The 21,426-nt window shown below is 65.1% G+C and carries 24 protein-coding genes; 23 read left to right on the plus strand and 1 reads right to left on the minus strand.

The window, feature by feature from the left end; all coding sequences use genetic code 11:
• Window positions 1-127 precede the first annotated feature (127 nt).
• The 22 genes from trmJ to AC1RB9_RS05870 all read left to right on the plus strand — a co-directional run bounded on the left by trmJ (window position 128) and on the right by AC1RB9_RS05870 (window position 19,741).
• Complete coding sequence (gene trmJ / locus AC1RB9_RS05765) at window positions 128-901, plus strand: tRNA (cytosine(32)/uridine(32)-2'-O)-methyltransferase TrmJ (protein WP_003092842.1); 774 nt, start codon at window positions 128-130, stop codon at window positions 899-901.
• A complete protein-coding gene (cysE, locus tag AC1RB9_RS05770; RefSeq protein WP_003100615.1) occupies window positions 901-1,677 on the plus strand; it encodes a serine O-acetyltransferase in 777 nt (258 codons plus the stop codon). The genes trmJ and cysE overlap by 1 nt, the downstream gene beginning before the upstream one ends.
• A 144-nt stretch (window positions 1,678-1,821) precedes the next feature.
• A complete protein-coding gene (gene iscR, locus AC1RB9_RS05775) occupies window positions 1,822-2,313 on the plus strand; it encodes a Fe-S cluster assembly transcriptional regulator IscR (protein ID WP_003092836.1) in 492 nt (163 codons plus the stop codon).
• 29 nt (window positions 2,314-2,342) lie between these two features.
• Window positions 2,343-3,557, plus strand: coding sequence for an IscS subfamily cysteine desulfurase (locus AC1RB9_RS05780; protein WP_003092832.1), 1,215 nt, complete (start codon window positions 2,343-2,345; stop codon window positions 3,555-3,557).
• Window positions 3,558-3,592: 35 nt separating this feature from the next.
• A complete protein-coding gene (gene iscU, locus AC1RB9_RS05785) occupies window positions 3,593-3,979 on the plus strand; it encodes a Fe-S cluster assembly scaffold IscU (protein ID WP_003092829.1) in 387 nt (128 codons plus the stop codon).
• A 27-nt stretch (window positions 3,980-4,006) separates the two neighbouring features.
• Window positions 4,007-4,330, plus strand: coding sequence for an iron-sulfur cluster assembly protein IscA (iscA, locus tag AC1RB9_RS05790; RefSeq protein WP_003100617.1), 324 nt, complete (start codon window positions 4,007-4,009; stop codon window positions 4,328-4,330).
• Window positions 4,331-4,337: 7 nt separating this feature from the next.
• A complete protein-coding gene (gene hscB / locus AC1RB9_RS05795) occupies window positions 4,338-4,859 on the plus strand; it encodes a co-chaperone HscB (protein ID WP_003100619.1) in 522 nt (173 codons plus the stop codon).
• Between the two features lie 42 nt (window positions 4,860-4,901).
• On the plus strand, window positions 4,902-6,761 hold the full coding sequence (gene hscA, locus AC1RB9_RS05800) for a Fe-S protein assembly chaperone HscA (protein WP_003100622.1): 1,860 nt from the start codon (window positions 4,902-4,904) through the stop codon (window positions 6,759-6,761).
• Window positions 6,762-6,767: 6 nt separating this feature from the next.
• A complete protein-coding gene (gene fdx / locus AC1RB9_RS05805) occupies window positions 6,768-7,106 on the plus strand; it encodes an ISC system 2Fe-2S type ferredoxin (RefSeq protein WP_003092818.1) in 339 nt (112 codons plus the stop codon).
• A gap of 26 nt (window positions 7,107-7,132) precedes the next feature.
• Window positions 7,133-7,333 carry a Fe-S cluster assembly protein IscX gene (gene iscX, locus AC1RB9_RS05810; protein WP_003092814.1) on the plus strand — a complete coding sequence of 67 codons (201 nt, stop codon included), beginning with the start codon at window positions 7,133-7,135 and terminating at the stop codon, window positions 7,331-7,333.
• A gap of 243 nt (window positions 7,334-7,576) precedes the next feature.
• Complete coding sequence (ndk, locus tag AC1RB9_RS05815) at window positions 7,577-8,008, plus strand: nucleoside-diphosphate kinase (RefSeq protein WP_003092811.1); 432 nt, start codon at window positions 7,577-7,579, stop codon at window positions 8,006-8,008.
• Between the two features lie 24 nt (window positions 8,009-8,032).
• Window positions 8,033-9,172 carry a dual-specificity RNA methyltransferase RlmN gene (rlmN, locus tag AC1RB9_RS05820; protein WP_003092809.1) on the plus strand — a complete coding sequence of 380 codons (1,140 nt, stop codon included), beginning with the start codon at window positions 8,033-8,035 and terminating at the stop codon, window positions 9,170-9,172.
• A 17-nt stretch (window positions 9,173-9,189) separates the two neighbouring features.
• Window positions 9,190-9,948 carry a type 4a pilus biogenesis protein PilF gene (pilF, locus tag AC1RB9_RS05825; RefSeq protein WP_003092804.1) on the plus strand — a complete coding sequence of 253 codons (759 nt, stop codon included), beginning with the start codon at window positions 9,190-9,192 and terminating at the stop codon, window positions 9,946-9,948.
• Window positions 9,945-10,988, plus strand: a complete 1,044-nt coding sequence (locus AC1RB9_RS05830; RefSeq protein WP_003115257.1) for a RodZ domain-containing protein — start codon at window positions 9,945-9,947, stop codon at window positions 10,986-10,988. The genes pilF and AC1RB9_RS05830 overlap by 4 nt, the downstream gene beginning before the upstream one ends.
• Complete coding sequence (ispG, locus tag AC1RB9_RS05835) at window positions 10,985-12,100, plus strand: flavodoxin-dependent (E)-4-hydroxy-3-methylbut-2-enyl-diphosphate synthase (protein ID WP_003092800.1); 1,116 nt, start codon at window positions 10,985-10,987, stop codon at window positions 12,098-12,100. The genes AC1RB9_RS05830 and ispG overlap by 4 nt, the downstream gene beginning before the upstream one ends.
• Window positions 12,101-12,118: 18 nt before the next feature.
• Window positions 12,119-13,408, plus strand: coding sequence for a histidine--tRNA ligase (gene hisS, locus AC1RB9_RS05840; protein WP_003453748.1), 1,290 nt, complete (start codon window positions 12,119-12,121; stop codon window positions 13,406-13,408).
• Window positions 13,409-13,434: 26 nt separating this feature from the next.
• Window positions 13,435-14,079 (plus strand): YfgM family protein, encoded by a 645-nt coding sequence (locus tag AC1RB9_RS05845; RefSeq protein ID WP_003106650.1) that lies wholly within the window; start codon window positions 13,435-13,437, stop codon window positions 14,077-14,079.
• Window position 14,080: 1 nt separating this feature from the next.
• Window positions 14,081-15,223 (plus strand): outer membrane protein assembly factor BamB, encoded by a 1,143-nt coding sequence (bamB, locus tag AC1RB9_RS05850; RefSeq protein WP_003092789.1) that lies wholly within the window; start codon window positions 14,081-14,083, stop codon window positions 15,221-15,223.
• 77 nt (window positions 15,224-15,300) lie between these two features.
• Window positions 15,301-16,782: a ribosome biogenesis GTPase Der gene (gene der / locus AC1RB9_RS05855; RefSeq protein WP_003092786.1), complete on the plus strand. Its 1,482-nt coding sequence runs from the start codon at window positions 15,301-15,303 to the stop codon at window positions 16,780-16,782.
• A gap of 307 nt (window positions 16,783-17,089) precedes the next feature.
• Window positions 17,090-18,238: a pyridoxal phosphate-dependent aminotransferase gene (locus AC1RB9_RS05860; RefSeq protein ID WP_003453742.1), complete on the plus strand. Its 1,149-nt coding sequence runs from the start codon at window positions 17,090-17,092 to the stop codon at window positions 18,236-18,238.
• Window positions 18,226-19,020 carry an amidohydrolase gene (locus AC1RB9_RS05865; protein WP_003106646.1) on the plus strand — a complete coding sequence of 265 codons (795 nt, stop codon included), beginning with the start codon at window positions 18,226-18,228 and terminating at the stop codon, window positions 19,018-19,020. The genes AC1RB9_RS05860 and AC1RB9_RS05865 overlap by 13 nt, the downstream gene beginning before the upstream one ends.
• 133 nt (window positions 19,021-19,153) lie before the next feature.
• A complete protein-coding gene (locus AC1RB9_RS05870; protein WP_003162600.1) occupies window positions 19,154-19,741 on the plus strand; it encodes a YidB family protein in 588 nt (195 codons plus the stop codon).
• Between the two features lie 87 nt (window positions 19,742-19,828).
• Here the strand turns inward: AC1RB9_RS05870 and AC1RB9_RS05875 are convergent, their stop codons facing one another.
• Window positions 19,829-20,779, minus strand: a complete 951-nt coding sequence (locus tag AC1RB9_RS05875; protein ID WP_003107361.1) for an aldo/keto reductase — start codon at window positions 20,777-20,779, stop codon at window positions 19,829-19,831.
• 180 nt (window positions 20,780-20,959) lie between these two features.
• Here AC1RB9_RS05875 and AC1RB9_RS05880 point away from each other — a divergent pair, with 180 nt between their 5' ends.
• On the plus strand, window positions 20,960-21,415 hold the full coding sequence (locus AC1RB9_RS05880) for a hypothetical protein (RefSeq protein ID WP_003107363.1): 456 nt from the start codon (window positions 20,960-20,962) through the stop codon (window positions 21,413-21,415).
• Window positions 21,416-21,426: the final 11 nt, after the last annotated feature.

A 21,426-nucleotide genomic window follows, 5' to 3' on the forward strand; every position in this document is an offset into this window, starting at 1 on the left:
GAAAGCCGGCCATTCTAGCAGAAACCGATGGCGTTTGAAGGGCGACCTGTCGGCCGCATGGTATAAAGCTGACCTCTGCTGTAGGATTTCACACCCTTCAGTAACTTGGCGTTGGAGAGCATCGGCGTTGCTCGACCGTATTCGTGTGGTGTTGGTCAACACCAGTCATCCCGGCAACATCGGCGGGGCGGCCCGTGCCATGAAGAACATGGGCCTGTCGCAACTGGTGCTGGTGCAGCCGGAAAGCTTTCCCCACGGCGACGCGGTGGCGCGGGCTTCCGGCGCCACCGACATCCTCGACGCCGCAAGGGTGGTGGACACCCTGGAAGAGGCCCTGAGCGGCTGCAGCGTGGTGCTCGGCACCAGCGCCCGCGACCGGCGGATTCCCTGGCCGCTGCTGGATCCGCGCGAGTGCGCGACGACCTGCCTGGAGCACCTGGAGGCGAATGGCGAGGTGGCCCTGGTATTCGGGCGCGAATATGCGGGTTTGACCAACGAAGAATTGCAGCGCTGCCAGTTCCATGTGCATATCCCCTCCGATCCCGAGTTCGGCTCGCTGAACCTGGCGGCCGCGGTCCAGGTGCTCACCTACGAGGTGCGCATGGCGTGGCTGGCGGCCCAGGGCAAGCCGACCAAGATGGAAAAGTTCGAGTCCACCTCGATGCTCAACACCGAGCTGGTGACGGCCGACGAGCTGGAACTCTATTACGCGCATCTGGAGAGGACGCTGATCGATATCGGCTTCCTCGATCCGGAGAAGCCGCGCCACCTGATGTCGCGGTTGCGGCGCCTGTATGGGCGCAGCGCGATCAGCAAGCTGGAAATGAATATCCTGCGCGGGATCCTGACCGAAACCCAGAAGGTGGCCCGAGGCCTGTCCTACAAGCGGAGTGACGACTGATGTTCGAACGTGTGCGTGAAGATATCCAAAGCGTATTCCACCGTGATCCGGCGGCTCGCAACGCACTCGAGGTCCTCACCTGTTATCCGGGCCTGCACGCCGTCTGGCTGCATCGGCTGGCCCACGGCTTGTGGACGTCCGGCTGGAAGTGGCTGGCGCGCCTGGTGTCCAATTTCGGCCGCTGGATGACCGGCATCGAGATCCACCCGGGGGCCAGGATCGGCCGGCGCTTCTTCATCGACCACGGCATGGGCATCGTCATCGGCGAAACCGCCGAGATCGGCGACGACGTCACCCTCTATCAGGGCGTTACCCTGGGCGGCACCACCTGGAACAAGGGCAAGCGCCACCCCACCCTCGGCAACAACGTAGTGGTCGGTGCCGGTGCCAAGGTGCTCGGCCCGTTCACCGTCGGCGAGGGCGCCAAGGTCGGCTCCAACGCCGTGGTGACCAAGGAAGTCCCGCCGGGTGCCACCGTGGTCGGCATTCCCGGGCGGATCATCATGCGCGAGGACTCCGAGCAGCAGGCCAAGCGCCAGGCGATGGCGGAGAAGCTCGGCTTCGATGCCTATGGGGTCAGCCAGGACATGCCGGACCCGGTGGCGCGTGCCATTGGTCAGTTGCTCGATCACCTGCAGGCCGTCGACGGCCGGCTCGAGGGCATGTGCCAGGCGCTCACCGCCCTGGGTAGCGACTACTGCGCGAAGGACCTGCCGGTATTGCGCGAGGAAGATTTCGCCGGAGTCAAGGACGAGGACGGCAATCCGGCCGCGTAATGCGCGGCCGGCGGCTTTCTGCTAGCATGTAGCGCCCTGAATTTGCCTAATCCTGAGTAATTTGATCGGTCTTATAGTTGACCTAATTACTCGGATAAGAGCATAATCCGCGTCAACCCCGAATGATCCCGATGGGAAAAGCCCATGCGTCTGACCACCAAAGGCCGCTACGCCGTAACCGCCATGCTCGACCTGGCGCTGCATGCTCAGCAAGGTCCGGTCTCGCTGGCCGATATCTCCGAACGCCAAGGCATTTCCCTGTCCTATCTCGAACAGCTGTTCGCCAAGTTGCGCCGTGGCAACCTGGTGACCAGCGTGCGCGGCCCGGGCGGCGGCTACCAGCTGTCCCGCCATATGTCGGGCATCCATGTGGCGCAGGTGATCGACGCGGTCAACGAATCCGTCGATGCGACCCGCTGCCAGGGGCAGGGCGATTGCCACTCCGGCGATACCTGTCTGACCCACCACCTGTGGTGCGACCTCAGTTTGCAGATCCATGAGTTCCTCAGCGGCATCAGCCTGGCCGATCTGGTCAGCCGCCAGGAGGTCCAGGAGGTCGCGCTGCGCCAGGACGAACGCCGTTGCTCAGGCAAGACGCCTCGTCTCGACAAGATTGAAGCGTCCGCCATCGACTGAGCAGGGCGCCAGCCTGTAGGAGTTACCTGATGAAATTGCCGATCTACCTCGATTACTCCGCGACCACTCCCGTCGATCCCCGCGTCGCCCAGAAAATGAGCGAATGCCTGCTGATGGACGGCAACTTCGGCAACCCGGCTTCGCGTTCCCACGTGTTCGGCTGGAAAGCCGAAGAAGCCGTGGAGAACGCCCGTCGCCAGGTGGCCGAACTGGTCAACGCCGATCCCCGCGAGATCGTCTGGACCTCCGGCGCCACCGAGTCCGACAACCTGGCGATCAAGGGCGTCGCGCACTTCTACTCGGGCAAGGGCAAGCACATCATCACCTCGAAGATCGAGCACAAGGCGGTCCTCGACACCTGCCGCCAGCTGGAGCGCGAAGGTTTCGAAGTGACCTACCTGGAGCCGGGCGAAGATGGCCTGATCACTCCTGCTCTGGTCGAGGCGGCGCTGCGTGACGACACCATCCTGGTCTCGGTCATGCACGTGAACAACGAGATCGGCACCGTCAACGACATCGCCGCCATCGGCGAGCTGACCCGCTCCCGCGGCGTGCTGTTCCACGTCGACGCCGCACAGTCGACCGGCAAGGTCGAGATCGACCTGGACAAGCTCAAGGTCGACCTGATGTCCTTCTCCGCGCACAAGACCTACGGCCCGAAAGGCATTGGCGCGCTCTACGTCCGGCGCAAGCCGCGCGTCCGCATCGAGGGTCAGATGCACGGTGGCGGCCATGAGCGCGGCATGCGTTCCGGCACCCTGGCCACCCACCAGATCGTCGGCATGGGCGAGGCGTTCCGCATCGCCAAGGAAGAAATGGCCCAGGAGAACGCCCGCGTGCTGGCGCTCCGCGACCGCTTCTTCGCGCAGATCGACGGCCTGGAAGAGCTCTACATCAACGGCAGCATGACCTCCCGCGTCCCGCACAACCTCAACGTCAGCTTCAACTACGTCGAGGGCGAGTCGCTGATCATGGCGCTCAAGGACCTCGCGGTCTCCTCCGGTTCGGCCTGTACCTCGGCGTCCCTGGAACCGTCCTACGTATTGCGCGCCCTGGGCCGCAACGACGAACTGGCGCATAGCTCTATCCGCTTCACCTTCGGTCGCTTCACCACCGAGGAAGAGATCGACTATGCCGCGAAGAAGGTGGTCGAGGCCGTTTCCAAGCTGCGCGAACTGTCGCCGCTGTGGGATATGTACAAAGAGGGCGTCGACCTGTCCCAGGTCGAATGGCAGGCGCACTGAGCGCCTCGTGCCCCGGAAAAACGTGAGGATTAGCCATGGCATATAGCGAAAAGGTCATCGACCACTACGAAAACCCGCGCAACGTCGGCAAGCTCGACGCTGCCGATCCCAACGTCGGCACCGGCATGGTCGGCGCGCCGGCCTGCGGCGACGTGATGCGCCTGCAGATCAAGGTCAACGAGCAGGGCGTGATCGAAGACGCCAAGTTCAAGACCTACGGTTGCGGTTCCGCGATCGCCTCCAGCTCCCTCGCCACCGAGTGGATGAAGGGCAAGACCCTGGACGAGGCGGAAACCATCAAGAACACCACCATCGCCGAAGAGCTGGCCCTGCCGCCGGTGAAGATCCACTGCTCCGTTCTCGCCGAAGACGCCATCAAGGCCGCCGTTCGCGACTACAAGCAGAAGAAGGGTTTGCTCTAAGCCGCTCGTGACGAGTAAGGAGTTGCAATGGCCATCAGCATGACCGAAGCCGCCGCCAAACACGTGCAGCGCTCCCTCGAGGGGCGCGGCAAGGGCGAGGGTATCCGTCTTGGCGTGCGCACCACTGGCTGTTCCGGGCTTGCCTATGTCCTCGAATTCGTCGATGAACTGGCGGCCGAGGACCTGGTCTTCGAGAGCCATGGCGTGAAGGTCATCATCGACCCGAAAAGCCTGGTCTATCTCGATGGCACCGAGCTGGACTTCACTCGCGAAGGGCTCAACGAAGGCTTCAAGTTCAACAATCCCAACGTTCGTGGCGAATGCGGCTGCGGCGAAAGCTTCAACGTCTGAGGCCGGCGTGGGTAAACCCTGTCATTTCGCCCAGTTCGACCTGCAACCGGCTTTCCTGGTCGATCTCGACGAGCTCGGCCAGCGCTATCGCGAGTTGGTGCGCAGCGTCCATCCTGACCGTTTCGCCGACGCTCCCGAGCGCGAGCAGCGTCTCGCCCTGGAACGCGCGGCGCAACTGAACGAGGCCTACCAGACCCTGAAGAGCGCTCCGCGCCGGGCCCTGTACCTGTTGACCCTGAGTGGTCACGAGTTGCCCTTGGAGGCTACGGTGCAGGATCCGGAGTTTCTCCTGCAGCAGATGCAGCTGCGCGAGGAACTGGAGGAGTTGCAGGACAGCGCCGACCTGGCCGGCGTGGCGACTTTCAAGCGTCGGCTCAAGGCCGCCCAGGCCGAGCTGGAGTGTGAGTTCGCCGCGTGCTGGGACGATGCGCAGCGCCGCGAAGAGGCCGAACGCCTGGTCCGTCGCATGCAGTTCCTCGACAAGCTCGCGCAGGAAGTGCGCCAGCTGGAAGAGCGACTCGACGATTAATCCCTGCGGCCCCCGGGCCGCACCCCATAGTTAAGACAGAGCATGGCCCTACTGCAGATCGCCGAGCCCGGTCAGAGTCCCAAGCCCCATGAGCGTCGCCTGGCGGTTGGGATCGACCTGGGTACCACCAATTCGCTGGTCGCCGCGGTGCGTAGCGGCGTCGCCGAGCCCTTGCCGGATGCGCAGGGACGCCTGATCCTGCCTTCCGCGGTGCGTTATCACGCCGAGCGGGCGGAAGTGGGCGAGAGCGCCCGCGCGGCCGCCGCGGAGGATCCCTTCAATACCGTCATTTCGGTCAAGCGCCTGATGGGGCGCGGCCTGGAGGACGTCAAGCAACTGGGCGAGCAATTGCCCTACCGCTTCCGCCAGGGCGAGTCGCACATGCCCTTCATCGAGACCGTACAGGGGTTGAAGAGTCCTGTGGAAGTCTCGGCGGACATCCTGCGTGAGCTGCGCCAGCGCGCCGAAACCACCCTCGGTGGCGAGCTGGTGGGTGCGGTGATCACTGTGCCGGCCTATTTCGACGACGCCCAGCGCCAGGCTACCAAGGATGCCGCGCGCCTGGCCGGACTGAACGTCCTGCGCCTGCTCAACGAGCCGACCGCCGCCGCCGTGGCCTACGGCCTGGACAAGGGCGCGGAAGGCCTGGTGGCCATCTATGACCTGGGTGGCGGAACCTTCGACATTTCCATCCTGCGCCTGACCCGCGGTGTCTTCGAAGTCCTGGCCACCGGCGGCGATACGGCCCTGGGTGGCGACGACTTCGACCATGCCATCGCTGGCTGGGTGATCGAGCAGGCTGGCCTTTCTGCCGATCTGGACCCGGGCAGCCAGCGGCAGTTGCTGCAAATCGCCTGTGCGGCCAAGGAGCGTCTTACCGACGAGGCGTCGGTCCGGGTCGCCTATGGCGACTGGAGCGGCGAGCTGAGCCGGGCGACGCTCGACGAGTTGATCGAGCCGTTCGTCGCTCGCAGCCTGAAGTCCTGCCGCCGAGCGGTGCGCGACTCCGGTGTCGATCTGGAAGAAATCCGCTCGGTGGTGATGGTCGGCGGCTCGACCCGCGTGCCCCGTGTGCGCACGGCGGTTGGCGAGTTGTTCGGCTGCGAGCCGCTGACCGATATCGATCCGGACCAGGTGGTCGCCATCGGCGCGGCCATCCAGGCCGATGCCCTGGCCGGCAACAAGCGCGGCGAGGAATTGCTGCTGCTGGACGTCATTCCGCTGTCGCTCGGCCTGGAAACCATGGGCGGGCTGATGGAGAAGGTGATTCCGCGCAATACCACCATCCCGGTGGCGCGCGCCCAGGAGTTCACCACCTACAAGGACGGCCAGACGGCCATGATGATCCACGTGCTGCAGGGCGAGCGCGAGCTGGTGAAGGATTGTCGTTCGCTGGCGCGCTTCGAGCTGCGCGGCATTCCGCCGATGGTGGCGGGCGCGGCGAAAATCCGGGTGACCTTCCAGGTCGACGCCGACGGCTTGCTCGGCGTGTCCGCACGCGAACTGAGTTCCGGCGTCGAGGCCAGCATCCAGGTCAAGCCGTCCTATGGGCTGACCGACGGCGAGATCGCGCGGATGCTCAAGGACTCCTTCGACTACGCCGGCGACGACAAGGCTGCCCGCGCCCTGCGCGAACAGCAGGTCGAGGCGCAGCGGCTGCTGGAGGCCGTGCAGTCGGCGCTGGACGTCGACGGCGAGCGGCTCCTGGACGAAGAGGAGCGCCTGGCCATCGCGGCGCAGATGGACACTTTGCGTGAACTGGCCGGTGGTAGCGACACCGCGGCCATCGAGAACCAGATCAAGCGCCTGTCCCAGGTGACCGACGCTTTCGCCGCACGGCGGATGGACGCGACCGTCAAGGCCGCGCTCTCCGGCCGCCGGCTCAACGAAATCGAGGAATAAGCGAAGATGCCGCAGATCGTGATTCTGCCCCATGCCGATCACTGCCCCGAGGGGGCGGTATTCGAGGCGAAGCCCGGCGAAACCATCCTGGATGCCGCGTTGCGCAATGGCATCGAGATCGAGCATGCCTGTGAGAAATCCTGCGCCTGCACGACCTGCCACGTAATCGTCCGCGAAGGCCTCGACTCCATGGAGCCGTCCGACGAACTCGAAGACGACATGCTGGACAAGGCCTGGGGCCTGGAGCCCGATTCGCGGCTATCCTGCCAGGCAGTGGTGGCCGACGAAGACCTGGTGGTCGAGATTCCCAAGTACACCATCAACCAGGTGTCGGAAGGCCACTGAGCCCGGCGGTAGTAGAGGAGCGTGCAATGAGCCTGAAATGGACCGATGTGCTGGAAATCGCCATCCAGCTCGACGAAAGCAAGCCGGAGGTCGATCCGCGATACGTCAACTTCGTCGATCTGCGGCGCTGGGTGGTGGAACTTCCAGAGTTCTCCGACGATCCTCAGCGTAGCGGGGAGAAAGTCCTGGAGGCCATCCAGGCCGCCTGGATCGAGGAACGGGACTAGCCATAGGCCCGCCCTACGCATTTGCCGGGAACCCGCGTATAATTCGCGGGTTTTATTTTAGGTAAGGCCTGAAATCGCCCGCGGGCGCATTCCAGGCTAGGCGCGCCGGGCCCGATGCCAGGCGCAGCCACGCTGATTCCGGCCCTTTCGGGCCGTTTTCGTCAGCGTCCTGAACGAATCACGGCGTCCCGCCCCGCTGGCGGGGCCGCCCATGCTAGACAACCTTGTTTCGGAGTTTTACCAATGGCACTGCAACGCACCCTGTCCATCATCAAGCCGGACGCCGTTTCCAAGAACGTGATCGGCGAAATCCTGACCCGCTTCGAGAAAGCCGGCCTGCGCGTCGTCGCCGCTAAAATGGTTCAGCTGTCCGAGCGTGAAGCCGGTGGCTTCTATGCCGAGCACAAAGAGCGTCCGTTCTTCAAGGACCTGGTTTCCTTCATGACTTCCGGTCCGGTTGTAGTCCAGGTCCTGGAAGGCGAGGACGCCATCGCCAAGAACCGCGAGCTGATGGGCGCCACCGATCCGAAGAAAGCCGACGCCGGTACCATCCGCGCCGACTTCGCCGTCTCCATCGACGAGAACGCCGTCCACGGTTCCGATTCCGAAGCTTCCGCCGCTCGCGAGATCGCCTATTTCTTCGCGGCTACCGAAGTCTGCGAGCGCATTCGCTGATCGAGCGTGGGTGAGGGTGAAACCATGACAACGACCACCGCCGGCAAGGTGAACCTGCTGGGCCTGACCCAGCCGCAGCTGGAACAGTTCTTCGAGTCCATCGGCGAGAAGCGTTTCCGGGCCGGCCAGGTCATGAAGTGGATTCACCACTTTGGCGTCGACGATTTCGACGCCATGACCAACGTCGGCAAGGCCTTGCGCGAAAAGCTCAAGGCCTCAGCCGAGATACGCGGTCCCGAGATCGTCAGCCAGGATATTTCCGCCGACGGCACCCGCAAGTGGGTGGTCCGGGTGGCGTCCGGCAGTTGCGTCGAGACCGTGTACATCCCCCAGGGCGGACGCGGCACCCTGTGCGTGTCCTCCCAGGCGGGCTGCGCCCTGGATTGCAGTTTCTGCTCCACCGGCAAGCAGGGTTTCAACAGCGACCTCACCGCCGCCGAGGTGATCGGCCAGGTGTGGATCGCCAACAAGTCGTTCGGTACCGTTCCGGCCAAGATCGACCGCGCCATCACCAATGTCGTGATGATGGGCATGGGCGAGCCGCTGCTGAACTTCGACAACGTGGTCGCCGCCATGAACATCATGATGGACGACCTCGGCTACGGTATTTCCAAGCGCAAGGTGACCCTGTCCACCTCCGGCGTGGTGCCGATGATCGACAAGCTCGGCGAGGTGATCGACGTGTCCCTGGCCCTGTCGCTGCACGCACCGAACGACGAGTTGCGCAACAAGCTGGTGCCGATCAACAAGAAATATCCGCTGGGCATGCTGCTGGATGCCTGCCGCCGGTATATTTCCCGGCTCGGCGAGAAGCGCGTGCTGACCGTCGAATACACCCTGCTCAAGGATGTCAACGATCAGCCCGAGCATGCTGAGCAGATGATCGCATTGCTGAAAGACACGCCTTGCAAGATCAACCTGATTCCGTTTAATCCATTCCCGCACTCCGGCTACGAGCGCCCGAGCAACAATGCCATCCGGCGTTTCCAGGACATGTTGCACAAGGGCGGCTTCAACGTGACCGTGCGTACCACCCGCGGCGACGACATCGACGCGGCCTGTGGCCAACTGGTTGGTCAGGTCATGGATCGTACCCGCCGGAGCGAACGTTATATTGCCGTGCGCCAACTGGCCGAGTCCGAGTCGGCGGCGAATCGAAATTGAGTGAGAGGAGGGTTCCGATGACTGTACGCGCCGCGCTGGTGTTCCTGTTGGCAGTTGGGCTGACAGGCTGCGTGACGAGCGGAGATCAGAATCCCCTGAAAACCGACAAGGGCCGTGACGAGGCGCGCGACGCCTATATCCAGCTTGGCCTCGGCTATCTCCAGCGGGGGAACACCGAGCAGGCCAAGGTGCCGCTGCGCAAGGCCCTCGAGATCGACCCTTCCAGCGCCGACGCGCACGCCGCGCTGGCGGTGGTATTCCAGACCGAGATGGAGCCCAAGCTGGCCGACGAGGAGTACCGCAAGGCGCTCGCCAGCGATAGCCGCAATGCCCGGGTACTGAACAACTACGGCGGTTTCCTCTACGAGCAGAAGCGCTACGAGGAGGCCTACCAGCGTCTCCTGGAGGCCAGCCAGGACACCCTCTATCCCGAGCGCTCGCGGGTCTTCGAGAACCTCGGCCTGGTTTCGCTGCAAATGAAGAAACCGGCCCAGGCCAAGGAGTACTTCGAGAAATCCCTGCGTCTGAACCGTAACCAGCCCAGCGTCGCGCTGGAGATGGCCGACCTGCTCTACAAGGAGCGCGAGTACGTGCCGGCTCGCCAGTACTATGATCTCTTTGCCCAGGGCGGCGGGCAGAACGCCCGCAGTCTGTTGCTGGGCATTCGTCTCGCGAAGGTCTTCGAAGACCGCGACACGGCCGCCAGCTATGGCCTGCAGTTGAAACGCCTGTACCCAGGCTCTCCCGAATATCAGGAATTCCAGGCGGAAAAATGATGAAAGCGCCGCAGCCCGAAGTCGTAGCCACCGCTTCCCGTCAGAACCCCGGGGAAACCCTGCGCCAGGCGCGCGAGCAGAAGGGCCTGTCGCTGTCGCAGGTGGCCGGGCAACTGAACCTGACCGAGAATTCGCTGCGTCAGCTGGAAAACGGCGCGTTCGACAAGCTGCCGGGACACACCTTCTCGCGCGGTTACATCCGCGCCTACGCCAAGCTCATGGGCCTCGACCAGGCCGAGCTGGTCAACAGCTTCGACCATTTCACCGGCACCAATGCCAGCGGCAGCACCGTACAGAGCCTGGGACGGGTCGCCGAGCCGGTGCGCCTGTCGCGCAACGTGCTGCGTATCGTCAGCCTGTTGCTGCTCGCCCTGCTGATCGGCTTCGGCTACTTCTGGTGGCAGGAGCATTCCGCGCGCACGCCGGAAACCGCCGGTCTGAGCCTTGAGCATGTCGAAGTGGAAAGCGCCGACGGCACCACCGAGATCCATACCCTGGACGAGCCTGAAGACCAGGCGGTGATCGAAGCGCAGAAGGAAGGCGAGCAAGCGCCCGCCGAGGTTTCTCCGGAAGTCGCTGCCCAGGCCGAGGGAGCGCCGCCGGTGGCGAGCGAGGGCGCGCAGGTTCCCGCCGCTCCGGCCCAGGGCACCCCCGCCGCACCCCAGCAGCCCGTTACCGCCGCGCCTGCCGGCACGGCTCCCGCTCCCGGTACTGCTCCAGCCGTTCCAGCGACGGCCAGTCCGGCCGCCCCGCCAGCGCCGAGCGAACCTGCCGCCGCGCCCGTGGTGGCCGGCGAGGGCCAGGGGGTGGTCAAGGTACAGTTCGTCGCCGATTGCTGGACCCAGGTCACCGACGCCAACGGCAAGGTCCTGGTCAGCGCGCTGAAGCGCAAGGGCGACAGCCTGGAACTGGCCGGCAAGGCCCCGCTGGAGCTGCGCCTCGGTTTCGCTCGCGGCGCCCAGGTCAGCTACAACGGCCAGCCGGTGGACGTGACCCCCTTCGTCCGCGGCGAAACGGCCCGTCTGAAGGTAGGACAATGAGCATTCATAGCGCTTCTCCGATCATTCGCCGCAAGTCTCGGAAAATCTGGGTCGGCAACGTCCCGGTGGGCGGCGACGCGCCGATCGCCGTGCAGAGCATGACCAACACCGAGACCTGCGACGTCGCTGCCACCGTCGCGCAGATCCGCCGCCTGGAAGATGCCGGTGCGGACATCGTGCGGGTTTCCGTCCCCGACATGGACGCCGCCGAGGCGTTCGGCAAGATCAAGCAGCAGGTCAACGTGCCGCTGGTCGCCGACATCCACTTCGACTATCGCATCGCCCTGCGCGTCGCCGAGCTGGGAGTGGACTGCCTGCGCATCAATCCGGGCAACATCGGTCGCGAGGACCGGGTCAAGGCCGTGGTCGACGCCGCGCGCGAGCGCAACATCCCGATCCGTATCGGCGTCAATGCCGGTTCGCTGGAAAAGGACCTGCAGAAGAAATACGGCGAACCGACCCCGGAAGCCCTGCTCGAATCGGCCATGCGCCACGTCGATCATCTCGACAAGCTGGACTTCCAGAACTTCAAGGTCAGCGTCAAGGCCTCCGACGTCTTCATGGCCGTCGCCGCCTATCGCCTGCTGGCCAGGCAGATCGAGCAGCCCCTGCACCTGGGCATCACCGAGGCCGGCGGCCTGCGCTCCGGCACGGTGAAGTCGGCGGTGGGGCTGGGCATGCTCCTGGCCGAGGGAATCGGCGACACCATCCGGATTTCCCTGGCTGCCGATCCGGTCGAGGAGATCAAGGTCGGTTTCGACATCCTCAAGTCCCTGCACCTGCGCTCCCGTGGCATCAACTTCATCGCCTGCCCGAGCTGTTCGCGGCAGAACTTCGACGTGGTGAAGACCATGAACGAGCTGGAAGGGCGCCTGGAGGACCTGCTGGTACCGATGGACGTGGCCGTGATCGGTTGCGTCGTCAACGGTCCGGGCGAAGCCAAGGAGGCCCATGTCGGCCTCACCGGCGGCACTCCGAACCTGGTGTATATCGACGGCAAGCCGTCGCAGAAACTGACCAACGACAACCTGGTGGACGAGCTGGAACGGCTGATCCGCCAGAAGGCGGCCGAGAAGGCCGAAGCCGATGCGAGCCTGATCGCCCGCGGCTGACCCGTTTAAGGACCCTACGTGAGCAAGTCCCTGCAAGCCATTCGTGGCATGAACGACATCCTGCCGGAGCAGACTCCGGCCTGGCGCTATCTGGAACGCACCTTCGCCGGCCTGCTGGACGGCTACGGCTACAGCGAGATCCGCCTGCCCATCCTCGAGTTCACCGAACTCTTCGCCCGCGGCATCGGCGAAGGCACCGACGTGGTCGACAAGGAGATGTACACCTTCCTCGACCGCAACGGCGAATCCCTGACCATGCGTCCGGAAGGTACCGCCGGTTGCGTGCGCGCCGTGCTGGAGCACGGCCTGAGCGGCGGTGGTCAAGTGCAGAAGCTCTGGTACACCGGGCCGATGTTCCGTTACGAGAAACCGCAGAAAGGTCGCTACCGGCAGTTCCACCAGATCGGCGTGGAAGTCTTCAACCTGCCCGGTCCGGACATCGACGCCGAGTTGATCATCCTCACCTGGCGCCTGTGGCAGAAGCTCGGCATGGCCGACGCGGTGACCCTGCAGCTCAACACCCTCGGTTCCAGCGAGGCCCGCGCACGCTATCGCGAGGCCCTGGTGGCCTATCTGCAGGAGCGCTTCGAGCAACTCGACGAAGACAGCCAGCGGCGCATGACCACCAATCCGCTGCGAATCCTCGACAGCAAGGTGGAGAGCACCCAGGCATTGCTGGTCGGCGCGCCGACCCTGCACGACTATCTCGACGAAGAATCGATCGCCCACTTCGAGGGTCTCAAGGCCCGCCTGGATGCTGTCGGACTGCGCTACGAAATCAACCAGAAGCTGGTGCGCGGCCTGGACTATTACTGCCGCACGGCTTTCGAGTGGGTCACCGACAAGCTTGGCGCCCAGGGCACCGTTTGCGGCGGTGGCCGCTACGACGGGCTGGTCAGCCAGTTCGGCGGCAAGCCGACTCCGGGCGTCGGTTTCGCCATGGGCGTGGAACGCCTGGTGCTGCTGCTGGAAACCTTGGGGGTGATCCCCGCCGAACTGAACCGTCCGGCCGACCTCTATGTCTGCACCTTCGGCGAACCGGCCGAGCTGGCCGCCCTGACCCTGGCCGAACAGTTGCGCAGCGCCATTCCCGGCATACGCCTGCTGGTCAACGCCGGCGCCGGCAGCTTCAAGAGTCAGTTCAAGAAGGCCGACAAGAGCGGCGCGCGCTTTGCCCTGATCCTCGGGGAGGACGAGGTGGCCAATCGCGTGGTAGGTTTCAAGCCCCTGCGTGACGAGGGCGAGCAACAAAGCATTGCCTGGGATGCTCTGCCCGAGCACCTGGCAGCCTGTCTGGCACAGGCTTGAGAACATAAAGAATAGGAGTGATTGGGGTGACATCGCGTACCGAAGACGAAGACCTGGCGCAGATCAAGGACTGGTGGCAGCGCAACGGCAAGCCGCTGGTCACCGGCGGCATCCTCGCGCTGGCAGTGGTATTCGGCTGGCAGGCCTGGCAGAAGTACCAGACCAACCAGGCGCAGGGCGCCTCGATCGTCTACCAGCAACTGATCGAAACCGCGCTGAATCCGGCCGGCCAGCCGGATCCGGCGAAGGTGGCGGAGCTGGCTGGCAAGCTGAAGAGCGAGTTCGGCGGCACCCATTATGCCCAGTACGGCAGCCTGTTCGTGGCCAAGGTCGCGGTCGACAGCGGCAAGCTGGATGACGCCGTTGCCGAGCTGAAGGCGGTCATGGACAAGCCGGCCGACGCCACCCTCGGCGAACTGGCGCGGCAGCGCCTGGCCCGGGTCCTGGCGGCCCAGGGCAAGGTCGAGGAAGGCCTGAAGCTGCTCGATGGCGATGCCGACAAGGCCTACGTCTCGACCCGCGAGGAGCTCAGGGGCGACCTGCTGGTGCAGCTCAAGCGCACCGACGAGGCGCGCGCGGCCTACGAGAAAGCCAAGCAGTCGCTGCCCGAAGACGGTGCCGGCGATGCCCTGCAGATCAAGCTCGACGACCTGTCCAAGGGAGAGGCCTGAGATGGTGCAATGGAAACACGCGGCGCTGCTCGCCCTGGCCCTGGCGGTCGTGGGTTGCAGCAGCAACAGCAAGAAGGAACTCCCGCCCGCCGAACTGACCGACTTCAAAGAGGAAGTCGTGTTGAGCAAGCAGTGGAGCCGCTCGGTCGGTGATGGCCAGGGTGACCTGTACAACCTGCTCGAACCGGCCGTCGATGGTTCCACCATCTACGCCGCGTCCGCCGAAGGGCGGGTGATGGCGATCCAGCGCGAGACCGGCGACGTGCTCTGGAAGAAGGACCTCGAGCGTCCGGTTTCCGGCGGTGTCGGCGTTGGCTACGGCCTGGTGCTGGTGGGTACCCTGCGCGGTGACGTGATCGCCCTCGACGAAGCCACCGGCAAGAAGAAGTGGACCAAGCGAGTCAACAGCGAAGTGCTGTCGGCGCCGGCCACCAACGGCGACGTGGTGGTGGTGCAGACCCAGGACGACAAGCTGATCGGCCTCGATGCGGCCAGCGGCGACCAGCGCTGGATCTACGAAAGCACCGTGCCGGTGCTGACCCTGCGCGGCACCGGCGCGCCGCTGATCGCCGGCAACATGGCCCTGGCCGGCCTGGCCAGCGGCAAGGTGGTGGCGGTCGACGTACAGCGCGGCCTGCCGATCTGGGAGCAGCGGGTAGCGATTCCCCAGGGGCGTTCCGAACTGGATCGCGTGGTGGACATCGACGGCGGCCTCCTGCTGTCCGGCGACACCCTCTACGTGGTCAGCTACCAGGGCCGTGCCGCGGCGCTGGACGTGAACAGCGGCCGCCTGCTCTGGCAGCGCGAAGCGTCGAGCTACGTCGGCGTCGCCGAAGGCTTCGGCAATATCTACGTCAGCCAGGCCAGCGGTTCGGTGGAAGGCCTGGACTCGCGCGGTGCCTCTTCGCTGTGGAACAACGACGCCCTGGCGCGTCGCCAACTGTCGGCTCCTGCGGTGTTCTCCAGCAACGTGGTGGTCGGCGACCTGGAAGGCTACGTGCATCTGCTGAGCCAGGTGGACGGTCGCTTCGTCGGTCGCGAGCGGGTCGACAGCGATGGCGTGCGGGTTCGTCCGCTGGTGGTCGGGAGCTGGATGTACGTGTTCGGCAACGGTGGCAAGCTCGTCGCCTACACCATCCGCTAGACTGGGTTTCAAGTGTCCGGCCGCTGCCGTCCGACGTCAGCGGCCTTTGTGTTTTCTGAATTCTCGTGGAGAGCCGCATGGTTCCCGTTATTGCCCTGGTGGGTCGCCCGAACGTCGGCAAGTCCACTCTGTTCAACCGCCTGACCAAGTCGCGCGACGCCATCGTGGCGGAGTACGCAGGCCTGACTCGCGATCGCCAGTACGGCGAGGCGCGCTGGCAGGGCCGCACCTATATCGTCATCGATACCGGAGGCATCTCCGGCGATGAGGAAGGCATTGATGCGAAAATGGCCGAGCAATCGTTGCAGGCCATCGAGGAGGCGGATGCCGTCCTGTTCCTGGTCGATTCGCGCGCCGGCATGACCGCCGCCGACCAGATGATCGCCGAGCACCTGCGCAAGCGGAACAAGCGCAGCTTCCTGATCGCCAACAAGGTCGACACCATCGATCCCGATCTCGCTCGCGCCGAGTTCAGCCCGCTGGGCCTGGGCGATGCGCTGCCGATCGCCGCCGCCCACGGTCGCGGCATCAACCATATGCTGCAGGAAGCCCTGGGGATCTTCCCCAAGGACAACGCGGAGGAAGAGGGCGAGGGTGAGCCGGCGAGCGAAGAGGTCGCCGAAGGCGAGGAACCGACCCGGATTCCCGGTCCCAGCGAGAAGGACGGGATCAAGATTGCCATCATCGGCCGGCCCAACGTGGGCAAGTCGACCCTGGTCAACCGCATGCTCGGCGAAGAGCGGGTGATCGTCTACGACCAGGCCGGCACCACCCGCGACAGCATCTACATCCCGTTCGAGCGCAACGAGGAGAAGTACACCCTGATCGACACCGCTGGCGTGCGGCGTCGCGGCAAGATCTTCGAGGCGGTGGAAAAGTTCTCGGTGGTGAAGACCCTCCAGGCGATCCAGGACGCCAACGTGGTGATCTTCGTCATGGACGCCCGCGAAGGGGTGGTCGAGCACGACCTCAACCTGCTCGGCTTCGTCCTCGAGACCGGCCGTGCCCTGGTCATCGCCCTGAACAAGTGGGATGGCATGGAGGCGGCCGAGCGTGACTACGTGAAGACCGAACTGGAGCGGCGCCTGCTGTTCGTCGACTTCGCCGACATCCATTTCATTTCGGCCCTGCATGGCACCGGCGTCGGCCATCTCTACAAGTCGGTCCAGGAGTCCTTCCGTTCGGCGGTGACCCGCTGGCCGACCAGCCGCCTGACCAGCATCCTCGAGGACGCCGTGCAGGTGCACCAGCCGCCGATGGTCAACGGTCGCCGGATCAAGCTGCGCTACGCCCACCTGGGCGGCGCCAATCCGCCGCTGATCGTGATCCACGGCAACCAGGTGGACGCGGTGCCGAAGGCCTATACCCGCTACCTGGAGAAGACCTACCGGCGGGTATTGAAGCTGGTCGGTACGCCGATCCGCATCGAGTACAAGGGCGGCGAGAACCCCTACGAGGGCAAGAAGAACTCGCTCACCGCGCGCCAGGTCAACAAGAAGCGCCGGCTGATGTCGCACCACAAGAAAGCCGAGAAGAAGAAGAAGGACAAGCGCCGCTGAGGGTGGCGTTTCCTTCGTCGAAAGGCCCGGCAGGGATCCCTGTCGGGCCTTTTTCATTGGCCGCGGCTGTAGCCCGCGGGACGAACCAGGCCGCCGGCGTTGACCGCCGATTCCCTGTCGTGGCGACGAATGATCGCGAGGTGGTTATTCGTCCTGCGCCATCGCCTGGCGCATATTCCCCTCTGACCTGAAGCGGTCACGGTTTTTTCTAAGGCGTGCCCCTGCAGCGTCGCTCCCGGATCGGCTATCCTGCCCTGCCACCCGTCTGGCCGGGCTGTCGTCCGGCGAGTCTCTGCAGGAAGTCCCGATGATTCAGAGCAAGCTGCCGAATGTCGGCACCACCATCTTCACCCGCATGTCGCAACTGGCCGCCGAGTGTGGCGCGATCAACCTCTCCCAGGGCTTTCCCGATTTCGACGGCCCGCCGGAGTTGCGCGAGGCGGTAGGCAGGCATATCGCCGCCGGGCACAACCAGTACGCGCCGATGACCGGCTTGCCGGCCCTGCGCGAGCAGGTGGCGAAGAAGATCGAGCAGTTCTATGGATGCCGGGTGAGCGCCGACAGCGAGGTGACCATCACGCCGGGGGCGACCGAGGCGATCTTCAGCGCGATCCAGGCGCTGGTCCATCCGGGCGACGAAGTGGTGGTGCTCGACCCGTCCTACGACAGCTACGAACCCTCCGTGCAACTCGCCGGCGGGCGTTGCGTGCACGTGCCGCTGGCGCTGCCGGACTTCTCCATCGACTGGCAGCGCATGGCCGAGGCCATCGGGCCGCGTACCCGGCTGGTCATCATCAATACCCCGCACAACCCCAGCGGCGCGCTGATCAGCCGCGAGGAACTGGACCGCCTGGCCGCGCTGATCCGCGACCGGGATATCTATCTGATCAGCGACGAGGTCTACGAGCACCTGGTGTTCGACGGTGTCGCCCATACCAGCGTGCTGTCCCACGACGAGTTGTATCCGCGTTCCTTCGTGGTCAGTTCGTTCGGCAAGACCTACCACGTCACCGGCTGGAAGACCGGCTACGTGGTCGCGCCGCCGGCGCTCAGCGCGGAGCTGCGCAAGGTTCACCAGTACGTCAACTTCTGTGGCGTCACGCCGCTGCAATGGGCATTGGCGGACTACATGGCCGGCCATCCGGAGCACTTGCGGCAATTGCCCGGCTTCTACCAGGCCAAGCGCGACCTGTTCTGCGACCTGCTGCTGGACTCTCGCTTCCGTTTTACCCGTGCGCCGGGCACCTACTTCCAGTGCGTGGACTATTCGGCCATCCGTCCGGACCTGGACGACGTGGCCATGGCCGAGTGGCTGACCCGCGAACACGGAGTGGCGGCGATCCCGGTTTCGGTGTTTTATGAAAAGGCTCCGGACGCCATGCGGCTGGTCCGGTTCTGTTACGCCAAACGCGAGGAGACGCTGCGTCAGGCAGCGGAAAAGCTATGCGCGATCTGACGGTTCTGCCGGACCTGGACATCGCCCTGGTCCAATCCTCCCTGGTCTGGCACGACGCCCAGGCCAACCGCGAGCATTTCGCCGCCCTGCTGGAGAGCGCCGCCGGTGCCGACCTGGTGGTCCTCCCGGAGATGTTCACCACGGGTTTCAGCATGGCTTCGGCCGAGCAGGCCGAGCCCGAACTGGGGCCGACCCATGCCTGGCTGCTGGAGCAGGCCCGGCGCCTTGGCGCGGTGGTCACCGGCAGCCTGATCGTCCAGCTCGCCGACGGCAGCCATCGCAACCGCCTGCTCTGGGCGCGTCCGGACGGCGAGATGCTGCACTACGACAAGCGCCATCTGTTCCGCATGGCCGGCGAACACGAGCACTACAGTCCCGGCGAACGCCAGGAACTGTTCGAACTCAAGGGCTGGCGGGTGCGCCCGCTGATCTGCTACGACCTGCGTTTCCCGGTGTGGAGCCGCGACCCGCACGACACCGACCTGTTGCTCTACACCGCCAACTGGCCCGCGCCTCGTCGACAGCACTGGAACCGCCTGCTGCCGGCGCGGGCGATCGAGAACCTTTGCTACGTGGTGGCGGTGAACCGTATCGGCGAAGACGGCAACGCCTTGCGCTACGCTGGGGATAGCCAGGTCCTGGACTTCCAGGGCGACAGCCTGTTCAACGCGGCGGACGCCGACGGCGTGTTCCGCGTCCGGCTGGACGCGGCGGCACTGGCGGCCTATCGCCAGCGTTTCCCGGCCTACATGGACGCGGATCGCTTCGAAATCCATCCTTGAGTGCCGGAACGTCCGCTTCCGGTCGATGTCCGAGGCCATGACCCGGTGCTGCGCATGATGGCGCAGTGCCGGGAATGGAGTTACCCGTATCCCGCGGCGCCGCGCCGTGGGCATCAGATCAGGAGGAAGACCAATGGGACTGCTCGATTCGATTCTCGGTTCGGCGCTGGGTGGCTCTGAAGGACAGGGAGGTGCTCGCGATCCGAAAGTGGCCCTGTTGATCGGGCTGGTGACCATGCTGATGTCGCGCCAAAGCGGTGCGGCACAGGGCGGTGGCGATGGCGGTGGTCTGCTCGGTTCGCTGGGCAGCATCCTTGGCGGCGCCGGCGGCGGGGCCGCGAGCGGCGGGCTGGGTGGCGTCCTCGGCGATCTGCTCGGTGGCGCCGCGGGCGGTGCCGGGCAGGCGGCGCCGGGCGTGGAGGCCGGCTCACTGGGCGGACTCGGCGGGTTGTTCCAGATGCTCCAGAACGCAGGCCTGGGCGATGCCCTGAATTCCTGGATCGGCGGTGGGCCGAACCAGTCGGTGTCGGCGGCGGACATTTCCCGGGTCTTCGGCGACGGTCAATTGCAGCAACTGGCTGACTCCGCCGGAGTCAGCCAGGGCGAGGCGGCCGAACACCTGAGCAGCCTGCTGCCGGAACTGGTCAACAAGCTGACGCCGGACGGCCAGGCGCCGCAGGGCGACCTGGACATCGGTTCGCTGCTGGCGCGCTTCAGCTAAGGCTTTCCCGTCGATGCGGAGCGGATAGCCGCGATACGGTTATCCGCTCCACTCAACGGGGCGAGGCCGCCCTCGACGGCAGGTCGGTCAATAGGCGCTGGCGCTGTCCAGGCGGTGGATCGCCTGTTCGTCGAGCTTCAGGTGGGTGGCGGCGATCAGGTCGTCGAGCTGTTCCAGGCTGGTGGCGCTGGCGATCGGCGCGGTCACCGTCGGACGAGCGATGAGCCAGGCCAGGGCGACCTGGGTCGGGTTGGCGTTGTACTGCTCGGCCACTTCGTCGAGCGCCGCGAGGATGGCCACGCCGCGCTCGTTGAGATAACCCTTCACCTTCTCTCCCCGGGCTCGCCCGGCGGTGTCGGCCTGGTTGCGGTACTTGCCGCTGAGGAAGCCGCTGGCCAGCGAGTAGTAGCTGATCACCCCGATACCGAGTTCTTCCACCGTCGGCTCCAGGTTGGTCTCGTAGTCGGCGCGATCGTACAGGTTGTATTCGGGTTGCAGGCTCTGGTAGCTCGGCAGGTTAAGCCGGGCGCTGACCTGGCGTGCTTCGAGGAGGCGCCGGGCGTCGTAGTTGGAGGCGCCGATGACCCGTACCTTGCCTTTCTTGATCAGTTCGCCATAGGTGGAAAGGGTTTCCTCCAGGTCGGTGTGGGGATCGTCGGTGTGCGACTGGTAGAGGTCCAGGTAGTCGGTCTGCAGGCGTCGTAGCGAGCGCTCCAGGGCCTGCTCGATATAGGCGGCGGAGAGACCTTTGTGGCCATTGCCCATGTCCATCCCGACCTTGCTGGCGATCACCATGCGGTCGCGTTTGCCGGTGCGTTTCAGCCACTTGCCGATGAGGGTTTCCGACTCGCCGCCCTGGTGCCCGGGAACCCAGCGCGAATAGACGTCGGCGGTGTCGATGCAGTTCAGGCCGGCGTCGAGCAGGGCGTCCAGCAGCCTGAAGGAGGTGCTTTCGTCGGCAGTCCAGCCGAAGACGTTGCCGCCGAATACCAGTGCCGGTATCTCCAGGCCGGAGTTGCCGAGTTTGCGTGTGGTCATGCGTCATCCCTCCTGAGTGCGGTCCTGTGTGGGCGCTTTCGTTCGCACGTCTTGCTGTGACTCCCGGCGGGCGCGGAATGTTCAGCCGGCGCGCAGCGTCCTATAGACTCTGCCGGTTGCCGGGATTTTCCAATGCCGGCCCTGGTAAAGCTTCAGTAAATATCCGCAGGGAGCACACGCATGAACAGCGACACCGAGAATCCGTTCCGCCCACCGGAGGCCCGCCTGGACGAGCCTGACGCCACCCATGGCGAGCCGCTGTACAGGCTTTCCGCGATCGGTCTGGGTACCTTCATCGGCACGCCCCTGGCCGGTGCCTTCCTCGCGGCGGTGAATCTCCGTCGCCTGGGACGGGCGCAGGAAGTCGGGAAAACCTGGCTGGTCGGCCTCTGCCTGTTTGTCCTGCTGCCAGTTCTGGGCGCGATATTGCCGGAGAACATCCCCTCGATCGGCTTCACGGTGGCGCAGATATTCGGCATGGTCTACTACGCCAAATCAGCCTTCGGTCCGGCCCTGGACAGCCACAAGGCAGCGGGCGGAGCGTTCATTTCCAACTGGCGGGCGGCGGGGATCGGCCTGCTGTTCATGTTGGTGGTCCTGTCGGTAGCGATCCCGGTGGTGATGCTGGTGGTGTGAGGGGCAGCCCG

This window comes from Pseudomonas sp. 20-5 (assembly GCF_056782835.1).